Raw genomic sequence first — 13662 nt, 5'->3', positions numbered from 1 at the left:
CGGTGCGCAATTGCGCACCTGAGGTTCGTGCTTCGCACGCCCCGGAATGACGGCGGTGAGCCATGCTATGCTTCGTTCGTCACCCCCGCGAAACCACATGACCCTTCCCGCCGCCCTCATCGCAACGCCAGTCGACGTCGAACGCGCGGCCGAGCTGCGGCGCGTCAAGTGGCTGGCGACCGGCGTGCTGGCGGCAACCTTCGTCATCTTCATCGCAGCGAAAGCACTGCTGCCGGTGCATCCGGTGTTCGGTTTCATCGCCGCGTTTGCCGAGGCCGCAACCATCGGCGGCCTCGCCGACTGGTATGCCGTCGTCGCCTTGTTCAAGCGGCCGCTCGGCCTGCCGATCCCGCACACCGCGATCATCCAGAGCAATCAGGCGCGCATCGCCGAGAAGCTCGGCGAGTTCATCGAGAACAACTTTTTGGAATCCGGGCCGGTCGAGGCCAAGCTGCGCGAGATCGATTTCGGTTCGTTCATCGCCGACTGGCTGCGCGACCGCAAACGTTCCGAGGATCTCGCCCGCTTCGTGCTGCGGATGCTGCCCGAGGCATTCGCGGCGACCGAGAGCTCGGGGTTGATGCAGTTCATCAGCCGCCGCGTCACGACGCAGGTGCTCTCGATCGACCTCGCGCCGCTCGCGGCCGGCGCGCTGCGCGGCTTCGTGCAGGAGGGCAAGCATGGCGGCCTGCTCGACGACATCCTGCGCGTGCTGCACCAGACGCTGACGCAGCAGGAGACCATGGCGGTGATCCGCGACAAGGTCCGCGCCGAGATGCCGACGCTGCTCAGGCTCTATCGTGCCGACAAGTTCGTGGTGAACCGGATCATCGCTTCCGCCACGAAATTCTTCGAGGAAGTGCGCAACGACCCGCAGCATCCGTTCCGCGGCGAGTTCGATCGCATGCTGCTGTCCTTTGTCGACCGGCTCGGTAGCGACAAGGCGTTCGCCGATCGCATCGATGGTCTCAAGCGCGATCTGATGGCGCGGCCGGAGCTTGCCAATCTCGGGCGCACCATCTGGGCCAACGTCAAGGACTTCATCGAACGCAGCGCCTCGGGTGAGTCGCAGGTGCTGCAGCATCAGCTGGCGCGAATGTTGGTCGAGGCCGGCGACGCGCTCGACGGCGACACCGACCTGCGCGGCGAGATCAATCAGGGCCTCGTGGCGATCCTGCGCACCGTCGTCGCCGAGCAGAAGAGCGGCGTCTCGGGCTTCATCGCCGACCAGATGAAGAGCTGGGACATGGAGCAGCTGATCTCCCTGATCGAGGTCAATGTCGGCAAGGACCTGCAATACATCCGCTTCAACGGCGCGCTGATCGGCGGGCTTGCCGGCCTCGCACTTTACACTCTGGAGTACACGCTGCGGCTGCTGTGACCGATTGGGCACGAACGTCACTTTAGTTGTGGCAAGTGTGACCTGGACCGCTTGCACGAAAGTGGCCGGTTCCCTAGCTTTTCAGGACAGATTGTTGCGTTGCGGAACGATTCCGCCGGGTTCGCGTCAACTCCGTTGACCCATTCTCGTTGGTCCCATTGCCGGCGGCCCTGCCGGAAGAGGAGCTGAAATGTCCGTTGCTGCGCAGACGCTACGCCCGCCGTCCAGGACACTGATGTTCCTGGAAGGCCGCGCCATTCATGAGCTCGGCGCCTTTCTTGGTGCATTGCCGCTGCTCAGCCTCGCGCCGCGCGGCGATGGGCATCCGGTGCTGGTGCTGCCGGGGCTGATCGCTTCCGACATGTCGACCCGGCCGCTGCGCGACTTTCTCAGGAGCAAGGGCTACGCCGTCAGCGGCTGGCGCCAGGGCCGCAATCTCGGGCTTCGCGCCGGCGTGCAGGACGGGATGGTCGAGCTGCTGCAGGAGATGAATGAAACCACCGGCCGCAAGGTCTCGGTGGTCGGCTGGAGCCTCGGCGGCCTCTATGCGCGCCAGCTCGCCAAGATGATGCCGGAGCGCGTGCGCCAGGTGATCACGCTCGGCAGCCCGTTTGCCGCCGGCCCGAACTCGACCAACGCCTGGCGCGTCTATGAGATGGCCAGCGGCCGGCGCGCCGATGAAGAGGATTCGCGTTTCGGCGGCTCGCTCGCCAGCGCGCCGCCGGTGCCGACCACCGCGATCTTCAGCCGCACCGACGGCGTCTGCGCCTGGCAGGGCTGCCGCGAGCAGGCCTCGTCAATGACCGACAGCATCGAGGTCGAGAGCAGCCATTGCGGCATGGGTCATCACCCGGCCGTGGTCTACGCGGTTGCCGATCGCCTCGCGCAGAAGGAAGGCGAGTGGGCGCCGTTCGATCGCAGCGGCTGGCGCAGCATCGTCTATCCCGATCCAAATCGCTGACTTGCTTGCCTCGCCCCGCTTGCGGGGAGAGGCCGGATCGCATGAAGCGCAGCGCAATGCGATCCGGGTGAGGGGGAGTCTCCACGGGCGCAACTCGCACCGTGATTGCGGAGAGCCCCCCTCATCCCGACCTTCTCCCCGCACGCGGGGAGAAGGAAAAGAACCCGCATTGTCGTGAATCGACAAAACGCGCTATGCGTTGAGGCATGCCACAGCCGCTTGCCCGCATCGTCGACCAGCTGAAGCGCGAGCCGTCACGCACCGGCTCGATCATCATCACCGTGTTCGGCGATTCCATCGTGCCGCGCGGCGGCTCGGTGTGGCTCGGCACGCTGCTCGAATTCTTCAAGTCGCTCGATATCGACGGCAATGTGGTGCGCACCGCGATGTCGCGGCTCGCCGCCGACGGCTGGCTCGAGCGCAACAAGGTCGGCCGCAACAGTTTTTATCGGCTGAATGCCAAGGGCCGGCAGACCTTCGACACCGCGACCCGACACATCTACGATCCGCCGCCGTCGGACTGGACCGGCCGCTTCGAGCTGCTGCTGATCGGCAATGCCGAGGACCGCGACGCCGCGCGCGAGGCGTTGAAGAATGCCGGCTTCGGCAGCCCGCTGCCCGGCGTATGGGTCGCGCCGTCGGGCGTGCCGATCCCCGATGAAGCATCGCGCGCGATCCGGCTCGAAGTCTCCGCGGAAGACGACAGCGGACGCCGGCTGCTCAGCGAAAGCTGGCCGCTCGACCGCACCGCGGACGCCTATCTGAAGTTCATGAAGACGTTCGAGCCGCTGCACGGCTCAATCATCCGCGGCGAGACGCTGAGCGACGCCGACGCCTTCACCGCGCGCATACTCTTGATCCACCATTACCGCCGGGTCGTGCTGCGCGATCCGCTGCTGCCGTATCCGCTGCTGCCGAAGGATTGGCCGGGCAGGGCGGCGCGCAAACTCTGCGGCGAGATCTATCGCGGGCTGCTTTCGCCGTCGGAACAATGGCTTGACGACCACGCAACCAATGAGGACGGGCCGCTGCCGAAGCCCAATGGGGCGGTGGCGCGCCGTTTCGAGGGCGTCTGAACATATTACAAAAACTTCTTGCGTTATAAAATTTGTGTTATATATTGCTGCCTAACAACACATTGGGAGGTCGGCCATGTACACGCAGGCGCTCAACTCATCCGACGGCGACGATCGCGGCGTCGAGGATGTCGCCCGTGCCAGTCAGTTCCAGGCCCGCATCGATGCCGACGAGCGCATCGAGCCGAACGACTGGATGCCCGCCGCCTACCGCAAGACGCTGACGCGGCAGATTTCCCAGCACGCCCATTCCGAAATCGTCGGCATGCTCCCCGAGGGCAACTGGATCACCCGCGCGCCGTCGCTGCGCCGCAAGGCTGCGCTGCTCGCCAAGGTGCAGGACGAATGCGGCCACGGCCTCTATCTCTACGCCGCCGCCGAGACGCTCGGCACATCGCGCGAGGAGTTGGTCGACGCGATGCTCTCGGGCAAGGCGAAATATTCCTCGATCTTCAATTATCCGACGCTGACCTGGGCCGACATCGGCACCATCGGCTGGCTGGTCGATGGCGCGGCGATCATGAACCAGATCCCGCTGTGCCGCTGCTCCTACGGCCCCTATGCGCGCGCGATGATCCGCGTCTGCAAGGAAGAGTCGTTCCACCAGCGCCAGGGCTTTGAGATCATGGTGACGCTGTGCCGCGGCACCGCGGAGCAGAAGGCGATGGCGCAGAACGCGTTCGATCGCTGGTGGTGGCCGGTGCTGATGATGTTCGGTCCGCCGGACCAGGTCAGCCAGCACAGCGACACCTCGACCAAATGGAAGATCAAGCGCTTCTCCAATGATGAGCTGCGCCAGAAATTCATCGACGCCACCGTGCCGCAGGCCGAATTCCTCGGCCTGACGATCCCCGATCCCGGCATGAAGCAGAACGCAAACGGCAATTGGGAACACAGCCCGATCGACTGGGACGAATTCAAGCAGGTGCTATCAGGCAACGGCCCCTGCAACCGCGATCGCCTCGCCGCGCGCCGCAAGGCGCATGAGGAGGGCGCCTGGGTGCGCGAGGCCGCGATGGCCTATGCCGAGAAGCGCAAGCGCCGCCAGCTCGCGCAAGCCGCAGAATAGGGAGCGCCGCCATGGCCACGCCGAACGTTCCGCTCTGGGAAGTCTTCATCCGCAGCCGCAATGGCCTGGCGCACAAGCATGTCGGTTCGCTGCACGCAGCCGACTCGACGCTCGCCCTGCAGGCCGCGCGCGACATCTACACCCGCCGCGGCGAGGGGCTGTCGATCTGGGTGGTGCCCTCGAACGCGATCACCGCGTCCGATCCGTCCGAGAAGGGCATGATGTTCGAGCCGGCGGAATCCAAGATCTACCGTCACCCGACCTTTTACGACGTCCCCGACGAAGTCGGGCACATGTGAATTTCACCCGTCATGGTGAGGAGGCGCGCAGCGCCGTCTCGAACCATGACGCCCGATCGTAACCGCGGCCATCCTTCGAGACGCCTGCTGCGCAGGCTCCTCAGGATGACGTCGAGCAAGTGGATGCAGGTGGAATAGAGAACATGGCGACCGCCAACATCGAAGTCTCCGAAACGCCGCTGGTGCTCTACGCGCTGCGCCGCGCCGACGACGCGCTGATCCTCGGCCATCGGCTGTCCGAATGGTGCGGCCACGCGCCCGCCATGGAAGAGGACATGGCACTCGCCAATATGGGCCTCGACCTGCTCGGTCAGGCCCGTGAGCTCTACAGCTACGCGGCCAAGGTCGAGGGCCGAGGCAACGACGAAGACAAGTTCGCCTATCTGCGCGACGTCAGGCAGTATCGCAATCTGCTGCTGGTCGAGCAGCCGAACGGCGACTTTGCCCGCACCATGGTGCGGCAATTCTTCTACGCGGCATTCGCCGATCTCTACTGGCGCGCGATGATGGCCTCGTCCGATCCGACCTTTGCTGCGATCGCGGCGAAGTCGGAAAAGGAGAGCGCCTATCATGTCAGGCATTCGTCGGAATGGATCGTTCGCCTCGGCGACGGCACCGAGGAGAGCCATCGCCGCGCGCAGGACGCCATTGACGATCTCTGGGCCTATACCGGCGAGATGTTCGCGGTGGACGACGGCGAGCGCGGCCTGATCGATGCCGGCATTGCGATCGACCCGGCGGCGCTGCAGCCGCGCTGGCTGAAGACGGTCACCGGCATCGTCAACGAGGCGACGCTGGCGTTGCCGAAGAGCGATTGGATGCAGCAGGGCGGCCGCAGCGGCCGGCACAGCGAGCATCTCGGCCATCTCCTCAGCGAGTTGCAATCGATGCAGCGGACCTTTCCGGGGGCAACATGGTGACCGTTGCACTCAGCGATGCCGATCTGCGCCGGCGCGCCTGGAGCGCGGCCGCGCAGGTGGTCGATCCCGAAATCCCGGTGCTGACCATCGCCGATCTCGGCGTGCTGCGCGATGTCGCGGTCCACGACGGGCATGTCGAGGTCGCGATCACGCCGACCTATTCCGGCTGTCCCGCCATGAACATGATCGCGCTCGAGATCGAGCTCGCGCTGGAGCGTGAAGGCATTCATAAGCCGAAGGTCCGCACCGTGCTGGCGCCGGCCTGGACCACCGACTGGATGAGCGAGGACGGCCGCCGCAAGCTGAGGGAATACGGCATCGCGCCGCCGCTGCCGGGCTCCTCGCGCCGCGCGCTGTTCGGCGAGCAGCATGTGATGTGCCCGCAATGCAGCTCCGTTGATACCGAACTGCTCTCCGAATTCGGCTCGACCTCGTGCAAGGCGCTGTGGCGCTGCAAGAGCTGCCGTGAACCCTTCGACTACTTCAAGTGTCATTGACTATGATGTCGTTATTTGCCGCCAAGGCCGTCATTGCGAGCGAAGCGAAGCAATCCATGCTTCGGCGCACGCTGAGCGATGGATTGCTTCGTCGCTTCGCTCCTCGCAATGACGGGGAGAGATAAGCGATGTCCCTTACGCCACGCTTCCACCGCCTGTCCGTCAGCGATCTGCGCCGCGAGGCGTCGGACGCAATCTCGATGACTTTTGCGATCCCTGACGATCTGCAAGGCGACTACAGTTTCACGCCCGGCCAGTATCTGACGCTGCGCACCACGATGGACGGCGAGGAAGTTCGCCGTTCCTATTCGATCTGCTCCGGTCCCGACGATGGCGAATTGCGCATCGCGGTGAAGAAGGTCGACGGCGGCGCGTTCTCGAACTGGGCGGCAGAGGAATTGAAGACCGGCGACGAGCTCGACGTGATGACGCCGACCGGGCGTTTCGGCGTCGCCCACGTGCCCGGCGAGGCGCGGACCTATGTCGGCTTTGCCGCCGGTAGCGGCATCACGCCGATCCTCTCGATCATCAAAGGCGTGCTGGCGCGCGAGCCGGACAGCCGCTTCTTCCTGTTCTACGGCAATCGCTCGACCGAGGGCGTCATGTTCCGCGAGGCACTGGAGGAGCTGAAGGACCGCTTCATGCAGCGGCTGTCGGTATTCCACGTCATCTCGGGCGAGGAGCAGGACATTCCGATCCTGCACGGCCGGCTCGACGGCGAGAAGGTGCGGGTGCTGCTGCGCTCGCTGGTGCCGGCTGCGACCGTCGATCACGTCTTCGTCTGCGGACCGGCCGCGATGAGCGAGACGATCGAGGCGACCTGCCGCGAGATCGGCATCGCCGACGAGCGTATCCATGTCGAACGCTTCGTGTCGGAATTCGGCGGCAAGCCGCGTCCGAAGGTCGTCGTTCCGGCCGGCGCGCCGCCCAAGGCGATTGCCGGGCTGATCATCGACGGCAAGCGCCGCGAGGTCCCGGTGGCCGACGGCGAGTCGATCCTCGACGCCGCGCTGCGCGCCGGCATGGACCTGCCGTTCGCCTGCAAGGGCGGCATGTGCTCGACCTGCCGCGCCAAGCTGGTCGAAGGCGAGGCGCCGATGGACCTGAATTATTCGCTGGAGCCGTGGGAGCTGAAGGCGGGGTTCATCCTCACCTGCCAGGCCAAGCCGTGCTCTGAGAAGGTCGTGGTCGACTACGACCACGTCTAGTTGTTGATTGTCATTCCGGGGCGCGAAGCGAACCGCAGATGCGCAATTGCGCATCGGGGAATCTCGAGATTCCGGGTTCGATGCTGACGCATCGTCCCGGAATGACGGAAGTAGCGTTGACGCCTCGCGCGTCACGCCCAACACTGACGCTTGACACCAAGAGGCCCTCCGCAACGGGCCCGCGCACAGGGAGTTCGACGTGAACGTGAAGGCCACGCTATCATCAGAGGATGTCGCCCGCGCCTGCGCGGACGCGATGTGGAAGGAAGACGACGCCAGCAAGGGTCTCGGCATGGAACTCGTCGAGATCAGGCCGGGGCAGGCGGTGATGGCGATGACGGTGCAGCCGCACATGGTCAACGGCCAGCGCATCTGTCATGGCGGCTACATCTTCACGCTGGCCGATTCAGCCTTCGCCTTTGCCTGCAACAGCCGCAACGATCGCGCGGTGGCGGCGCAGGGCAACGTCACTTTCATCCGGCCCGGCAAGCTCGGGGATCGTCTGGTGGCGACCGCGCGCGAGATCTCGCGCAATGGCCGCTCGGGAATCTACGACGTGAGCGTGACCTCCGGCGACAGCGTGATCGCCGAATTCCGCGGGCATTCGCGCGTGATACCGGGCACCTGGCTGCCCGACACGGACATCAAGGCATAAAGGCTTCAGGGGAAACGTCGATGGCAACGGCAAAGCTCAAGGTCAAGGACAGCGGTTATCACGCCGAGCTCGATGCGGCCGAGCGCGCCTCGCGCGACGAGATCATGGCGCTGCAGACCAGGCGGCTGGCCTGGTCGCTCAAGCATGCCTATGACAATGTCGCGCACTACTGGAAAGCGTTCGATGCCGCCGGCGTGCATCCGTCCGATTTCAGGCAGCTGCCCGATCTCGCCAAATTTCCGTTCACGGTGAAGACGGATCTGCGCGACAATTATCCCTTCAATATGTTCGCGGTGCCGCGCGAGCAATTGGTGCGGGTCCATGCCTCCTCGGGCACGACCGGCAAGCCGATCGTGGTCGGCTACACCAGGGCCGACATCGACACCTGGGCGGATGTGATGGCGCGCTCGATCCGCGCCGCCGGCGGCCGCACCGGCATGCTGATGCACAACGCCTATGGCTACGGCCTGTTCACCGGCGGCCTCGGCGCGCATTACGGCGCCGAGCGGCTCGGCTGCACGGTGATCCCGATCTCCGGCGGCATGACCGAGCGGCAGGTGCAGCTCATCAACGACTTCCGGCCCGACATCATCACGGTGACGCCGAGCTACATGCTGGCGATCCTCGACGAGTTCAAGCGGCAGGGCCTCGATCCGCGCAAATCGTCGCTGAAGTTCGGCATCTTCGGTGCCGAACCCTGGACCAACGCGATGCGAGTCGAGATCGAGCAGGCGTTCGACATGGACGCCACTGACATCTATGGCTTGTCGGAGGTGATCGGTCCCGGCGTCGCGCAGGAATGCGTGGAGACCAAGGACGGCCTGCACATCTGGGAGGACCACTTCTATCCGGAGGTGATCGATCCCCTGACCGGCGAGGTGCTGCCCGACGGCGAGAAGGGCGAGCTGGTGTTCACCTCGCTGACCAAGGAAGCCTTCCCGATCATCCGCTACCGCACCCGCGATCTGACGCGGCTGTTGCCCGGCACGGCGCGGCCCGGCATGCGGCGAATGGAGAAGGTGACCGGCCGCTCCGACGACATGATCATCCTGCGCGGCGTCAATGTGTTCCCGACCCAGATCGAGGAAGCGCTGCTGGCGACCGACTGGTGCGGCGGTCATTTTGTCATCGAGCTGACCCGTGAGGGCCGCATGGATGAGATGACGGTGCTCGCCGAAGCCCGGCCCGAGAGCTGGGATGGCGAAGGGCTGGTTGTTCACGCCGAGAAGGTCTCCGCCTTCATCAAGAACACGATCGGCATCTCGACCCGCGTCCGCGTCGTTGCGCCCGAGACGCTGGAGCGTTCGCTCGGCAAGGCGAAACGAGTTTACGACAAGCGGCCGAAAGAATAGCCTAATCCCTGCAATTCAACAGGGCGCAGGGTATGGCCGACACCAATGAAACGACCGCTGCGGAGATCCTGGCTGATATCCGCGCCGGCAAGGTAACGGCGGTCAGTGTCGTCGAGGCCGCGCTCGATCGTGCGGAGCGGCTCAAGCACCTCAACGCCTTCATCGTGCTGAACCGCGACGGCGCGCTTGCTGCGGCGCGCGAGGTCGATGCCGGGACGCGGACCGGCGTGCTGGCCGGGCTTTCGATCGTCGTGAAGGACAATATCAACACATCAGATCTGCCGACATCGGGCGGCACGCCGGCGCTGCAACACGCGCGGCCTGCGCGCAATGCGCCGTCGCTGCAAAAGCTGCTCGATGCGGGCGCCGTCGTCATCGGCAAGACCAATCTGCACGAGCTCGCTTTCGGCATCACCAGCACCAATCTCGCGCCGTTCGCGGGACCGGTGCGGAATCCGTACGACACGAGCCGGATCCCGGGCGGGTCGTCCGGCGGAACGTCGGCGGCGATCGCCGCGCGCATCGCCACCTGTGGCCTCGGATCGGACACCGGCGGCTCGACCCGCGTGCCCGCGGCGCTGACCGGGACCGTGGGCCTTCGGCCTTCAGTCGGCGATGGCGGCGCCGAGCGGCGTTATCACGACGACAACCAGGTGGTTCCGATCAGCCATACCCGCGACACCGTCGGCCCGATGGGACGCACAGTTGCTGATGTCGTGCTGCTCGATGCCGTGATATCAGGCACGCCGCTGGCGTCAGCCGTTCCGCTACGCGGCGTGCGTCTCGGCATTCCCGCCTGTTTCTGGAGCGGCCTCGATCGCGATGTCGAAGCCGTCGCCCGCGCAGCCTGTGCCCGGCTCTCGGCGGCCGGCGCGGTGTTGGTCGATGTCGATATGCCCGATCTGTTCGAGCAGAACGGCAAGGTGTCCTTCGTGGTCGCGCTGCACGAACCGATCGCCGATATCCCGGCCTGGCTTGCCGCTTCAGGGATCGAGGGGATCACGCTGTCCGACATCGCGGCCGGCGTCGCCAGTCCTGATGTCGTCGGCGCATTCGGTGCCATCACTACGGACGCGTTCGGCGCCGCCTATGATGATGCAATCAACGTGCAGCGGCCGGCGCTGCAGGCGATCTATGCCACCTACATCAGGAACAACAGGCTGGACGCCATCCTGTTTCCGACCACGGTCGCGCCCGCGCCGCTGATCGACGAAAAGACCGGGTCCGGCGAGATGTCGGTCAATGGCGGCGCGCCGGTGCCGACCTTCGGCACCATGATCCGCAACACCGACCCCGGCAGCAATGCCGGCCTTCCCGGGCTGTCGCTCTATGCCGGCATGACGTCCGATGGCCTGCCGGTTGGGCTCGAGCTCGACGGTCCGGTCGGAAGCGATGCCAGGCTGCTCGGGCTCGGCCTGTCGATCGAGGCGATCCTGGGCACGGCCCCGCCGCCGAAGCTCTGACACCGCCGGCCGCAACAAGCCCCTTGAATTGATCGGTCAGTCGATTAGTCATGACCGGAGGCCACTTGGCCGCCACCATCCGCGCGCTTCAACAGCGCGCTTCATGACCAGGACTGGAACGCTGATGCCGCCGGCCCCGCAAGCAAACCGTCATCCTGTCGACGCCCGCTGCGTGCGCCTGCTGACGAAGGCGGAGAACGCGGCGGCGGTGGCGCCAGTGGTCGAGACCCTTGCGTTGTCGCGCGGGGCGGACGATCTGCTCATCGAGGTGAGGGCCGCCGCGGTCAATCCGTCCGACGTCAAGGCCGCGACCGGGCTGATGCCCTATGCCATATTCCCGCGTACCTCGGGCCGCGACTACGCCGGTGTCGTAATCGATGGTCCCGCTGAATTCATCGGGCGCGACGTGTTCGGCTCGTCCGGCGACCTCGGCATCCGCCGCGACGGCACCCATGCCACGCATCTGGTGGTCGAGCGCGATGCCGTGGTGGAAAAGCCCGCCGGCATCTCCTGGGACGAAGCCGCCGGGATCGGCGTGCCCTTCGTCACTGCGATGGAAGGCCTGCGCCGCGCCGGCCTGCCGAAGGCGGGCGAGACCGTGCTCGTGATGGGCGTAAACGGCAAGGTCGGCCAGGCTGCGGTGCAGATCGCGAGCTGGCACGGCGCGCGCGTGATCGGCGTGGTACGCAAGAGCGAGCCCTATGAAGGCCACAGCAATTCGCCGGTCGAGGTGATCGACGCCTCGACCACCGACGTCGCCGCTCGCGTGCGCGAGCTGACCGGCGGCAAGGGCGCCGACATCGTCTACAACACGGTCGGCGATCCCTATTTCCAGGCCGCGCACAAGTCGCTGGCGCTGCGCGGCCGCCAGATCCTGATCGCGGCGGTCGACCGCATCGTGCAGTTCAACATCCTCGAATTCTACCGCGGCCAGCACACCTATGTCGGCATCGACACGCTTGCGCTGTCGTCGGTTGCGACCGGCGAGGTGTTGCGCGAGCTTGCGCCGGGCTTTGCCGGCGGACATCTGAGGCCATTCCCGATCAAGCCGAGCGCGATTTATCCGCTGGAACAGGCCAAGGCGGCGTTTGTTGCCGTGGCAGGCTCGTCGCGCGACCGCGTGATTTTGCGACCCTAGTTCACCGTCATTGCGAGGAGCGAAGCGACGAAGCAATCCATTCTCTCCAGTGTGATAGTATGGATTGCTTCGCGGAGCCTGTCATCCGGCGGCGCTTCGCGCCGACCGGTTGGCTCGCAATGACGAACGTAATTGAAGGACTATTATGGACCCCGCCACGATCGTCATCCTCGCCGCCCTGATCATCGGCCTGATCTATGGCTCGGTCGGGCTGCTCAGTGGCTTCTGCATGATGAGCGGCCTGCGCGGCTGGTGGGCGGAGGGTGACGGCCGCCTGGCGCGCACCTATGCGCTGGCGATGGGCGTCGCGATCGCGGCCTCGCAGCTTTTGGCGGCGGCAGGCCTCGTCGATCTCGGCAAGTCGATCTATCTGCAGCCGTCCTTCTCGGCGCCGGTGATGTTCCTCGGCGGGCTGCTGTTCGGTTATGGCATGGTGCTGTCGAACGGCTGCGGCTCGCGGGCGCTGGTGCTGCTCGGGCGCGGCAATCTGCGCTCCTTCGTGGTCGTGATCGTGCTCGGCATCTTCGCCGAGATGACACTGAAGGGCCTGATCGCGCCGGCGCGGATCGCGATGGTGCAGGCGTCACAGGCCACAGTGTCAGCCAATTCGGTGCCGGCGCTATTGGCGGACATCGGCCTCGGCGCGGTGCCGGCGCGGATGGTGGCGGCCTCGGTTCTCGCAGCCGTCTTGATTATTTTCGCCTTTGCCCATGCGCCATTCCGCAAGTCGCCGGGCCAGATCGCGGCCGGCCTGATCGTCGGCCTGCTGGTGGCGGGAGGCTGGTACGCGACCGGCTATCTCGGCGCCGATGATTTCAATCCGGTGCCGGTGACGTCGCTGACCTTCATCGCGCCGATCGCCGACGCCCTGCAATACGTCATGCTGTCGACCGGCTCGACGCTCAATTTCGGCATCGTCACCGTGTTCGGCGTGTTCGCCGGCAGCCTGATCACGGCCATCGCCACCGGGCGCTTCCAGCTCGAAGGCTACCGGTCGCCACAGCATATGCTGCGCTCGGCGAGCGGCGCCGCATTGATGGGCGCGGGCGGCGTGATGGCGTTCGGCTGCTCGGTCGGGCAGGGGCTGACCGGATTGTCGACGCTGTCGCTGTCGTCCCTCATCGCGATCGCCGGCATCATGCTCGGCACCGGCGCCGGCCTGCGCGGTGCCTTGCGGGTCAGGCCGCTCGCAACGGCCTAGGGCGTTTACTCATAACCGTCGGCTTCCAGTCATAAAGCGGAAGTTGCCCGGTTCGGTAGTTATCGGCGGCTTATGACCCAGCTCGGACATTCGGCAAACGTCGAGCCATTTTTCTGCTACATGTGGCATCGGATTTCCCGGGCGGGGGGGCGTCATGAGCGACGAGCGCGTGGAGCGGAGACAAGCAGCCGTGCCGTCGGCAGACGAGGCGAATATCGAGCCCATCTTGCCGGATATGGCTGCACGCACCGAACTGCATTCGATTAACACCTTGACGCTATCGGATACGCAATTTTTGCGCGGTGAGGCCGTCGGGAAGGCAACGACGACTTCTGGACAGCTCCGGCTCGCGACGAACTCTGGTCAGTTGCCGGTCGTGGTCCTGCAGCATGGTTCCGCCGGTATGGCGCCTAACGTCGAGATGTGGGTCAGGGAGCTCAAC

General features: G+C 65.5%; 13 protein-coding genes and 1 pseudogene. All 14 read left to right on the top strand.

Annotation, left to right across the window (positions count from 1 at the left end):
* Nucleotides 1-97: 97 nt before the first annotated feature.
* Entirely contained in the window at nt 98-1381 is a 1284-nt protein-coding gene (locus J6525_RS34165; RefSeq protein WP_092083261.1) for a DUF445 domain-containing protein, read from the top strand.
* Nucleotides 1382-1571: 190 nt separating this feature from the next.
* Nucleotides 1572-2342, top strand: a complete 771-nt coding sequence (locus tag J6525_RS34160) for an esterase/lipase family protein (RefSeq protein WP_225647965.1) — start codon at nt 1572-1574, stop codon at nt 2340-2342.
* Between the two features lie 206 nt (nt 2343-2548).
* The gene (gene paaX, locus J6525_RS34155; protein ID WP_225647964.1) at nt 2549-3418 is read left to right on the top strand and encodes a phenylacetic acid degradation operon negative regulatory protein PaaX; all 870 of its coding nucleotides are present in this window, start codon (nt 2549-2551) and stop codon (nt 3416-3418) included.
* A 76-nt stretch (nt 3419-3494) separates the two neighbouring features.
* Nucleotides 3495-4487 carry a 1,2-phenylacetyl-CoA epoxidase subunit PaaA gene (gene paaA, locus J6525_RS34150; protein ID WP_225647963.1) on the top strand — a complete coding sequence of 331 codons (993 nt, stop codon included), beginning with the start codon at nt 3495-3497 and terminating at the stop codon, nt 4485-4487.
* 11 nt (nt 4488-4498) lie between these two features.
* Complete coding sequence (gene paaB / locus J6525_RS34145) at nt 4499-4786, top strand: 1,2-phenylacetyl-CoA epoxidase subunit PaaB (RefSeq protein ID WP_024579339.1); 288 nt, start codon at nt 4499-4501, stop codon at nt 4784-4786.
* A 143-nt stretch (nt 4787-4929) separates the two neighbouring features.
* A complete protein-coding gene (gene paaC / locus J6525_RS34140) occupies nt 4930-5706 on the top strand; it encodes a 1,2-phenylacetyl-CoA epoxidase subunit PaaC (RefSeq protein WP_225647962.1) in 777 nt (258 codons plus the stop codon).
* The gene (gene paaD / locus J6525_RS34135; RefSeq protein WP_225647961.1) at nt 5700-6203 is read left to right on the top strand and encodes a 1,2-phenylacetyl-CoA epoxidase subunit PaaD; all 504 of its coding nucleotides are present in this window, start codon (nt 5700-5702) and stop codon (nt 6201-6203) included. The genes paaC and paaD overlap by 7 nt, the downstream gene beginning before the upstream one ends.
* Before the next feature lie 128 nt (nt 6204-6331).
* On the top strand, nt 6332-7411 hold the full coding sequence (paaE, locus tag J6525_RS34130; RefSeq protein WP_225647960.1) for a 1,2-phenylacetyl-CoA epoxidase subunit PaaE: 1080 nt from the start codon (nt 6332-6334) through the stop codon (nt 7409-7411).
* A gap of 199 nt (nt 7412-7610) precedes the next feature.
* A complete protein-coding gene (gene paaI, locus J6525_RS34125; RefSeq protein WP_225647959.1) occupies nt 7611-8066 on the top strand; it encodes a hydroxyphenylacetyl-CoA thioesterase PaaI in 456 nt (151 codons plus the stop codon).
* 20 nt (nt 8067-8086) lie between these two features.
* Nucleotides 8087-9418, top strand: a complete 1332-nt coding sequence (gene paaK, locus J6525_RS34120) for a phenylacetate--CoA ligase PaaK (RefSeq protein ID WP_225647958.1) — start codon at nt 8087-8089, stop codon at nt 9416-9418.
* Nucleotides 9419-9450: 32 nt separating this feature from the next.
* Nucleotides 9451-10881 carry an indoleacetamide hydrolase gene (iaaH, locus tag J6525_RS34115; RefSeq protein ID WP_225647957.1) on the top strand — a complete coding sequence of 477 codons (1431 nt, stop codon included), beginning with the start codon at nt 9451-9453 and terminating at the stop codon, nt 10879-10881.
* A gap of 103 nt (nt 10882-10984) precedes the next feature.
* The gene (locus J6525_RS34110; protein WP_376708594.1) at nt 10985-12019 is read left to right on the top strand and encodes a quinone oxidoreductase family protein; all 1035 of its coding nucleotides are present in this window, start codon (nt 10985-10987) and stop codon (nt 12017-12019) included.
* Between the two features lie 145 nt (nt 12020-12164).
* Entirely contained in the window at nt 12165-13220 is a 1056-nt protein-coding gene (locus tag J6525_RS34105) for a YeeE/YedE family protein (protein ID WP_225647956.1), read from the top strand.
* Nucleotides 13221-13374: 154 nt separating this feature from the next.
* Nucleotides 13375-13662: pseudogene (locus J6525_RS34100) on the top strand (hypothetical protein); the annotation flags it as partial.

Source organism: Bradyrhizobium australafricanum, from assembly GCF_020329495.1.
GTDB classification, from domain to species: Bacteria; Pseudomonadota; Alphaproteobacteria; order Rhizobiales; family Xanthobacteraceae; genus Bradyrhizobium; species Bradyrhizobium australafricanum.
Note: the sequence above shows the minus strand (reverse complement) of the source record. Positions and strands in the feature narration are given on the sequence as shown.

Coding starts and splice junctions, on each gene's coding strand:
- J6525_RS34110 (WP_376708594.1), top strand. CDS start 10,985: ATGACCAGGACTGGAACGCTGATGCCGCCGGCCCCGCAAGCAAACCGT.
- paaC (WP_225647962.1), top strand. CDS start 4,930: ATGGCGACCGCCAACATCGAAGTCTCCGAAACGCCGCTGGTGCTCTAC.
- paaB (WP_024579339.1), top strand. CDS start 4,499: ATGGCCACGCCGAACGTTCCGCTCTGGGAAGTCTTCATCCGCAGCCGC.
- paaE (WP_225647960.1), top strand. CDS start 6,332: ATGTCCCTTACGCCACGCTTCCACCGCCTGTCCGTCAGCGATCTGCGC.
- J6525_RS34105 (WP_225647956.1), top strand. CDS start 12,165: ATGGACCCCGCCACGATCGTCATCCTCGCCGCCCTGATCATCGGCCTG.
- iaaH (WP_225647957.1), top strand. CDS start 9,451: ATGGCCGACACCAATGAAACGACCGCTGCGGAGATCCTGGCTGATATC.
- J6525_RS34160 (WP_225647965.1), top strand. CDS start 1,572: ATGTCCGTTGCTGCGCAGACGCTACGCCCGCCGTCCAGGACACTGATG.
- paaA (WP_225647963.1), top strand. CDS start 3,495: ATGTACACGCAGGCGCTCAACTCATCCGACGGCGACGATCGCGGCGTC.
- paaD (WP_225647961.1), top strand. CDS start 5,700: ATGGTGACCGTTGCACTCAGCGATGCCGATCTGCGCCGGCGCGCCTGG.
- J6525_RS34165 (WP_092083261.1), top strand. CDS start 98: ATGACCCTTCCCGCCGCCCTCATCGCAACGCCAGTCGACGTCGAACGC.
- paaK (WP_225647958.1), top strand. CDS start 8,087: ATGGCAACGGCAAAGCTCAAGGTCAAGGACAGCGGTTATCACGCCGAG.
- paaX (WP_225647964.1), top strand. CDS start 2,549: ATGCCACAGCCGCTTGCCCGCATCGTCGACCAGCTGAAGCGCGAGCCG.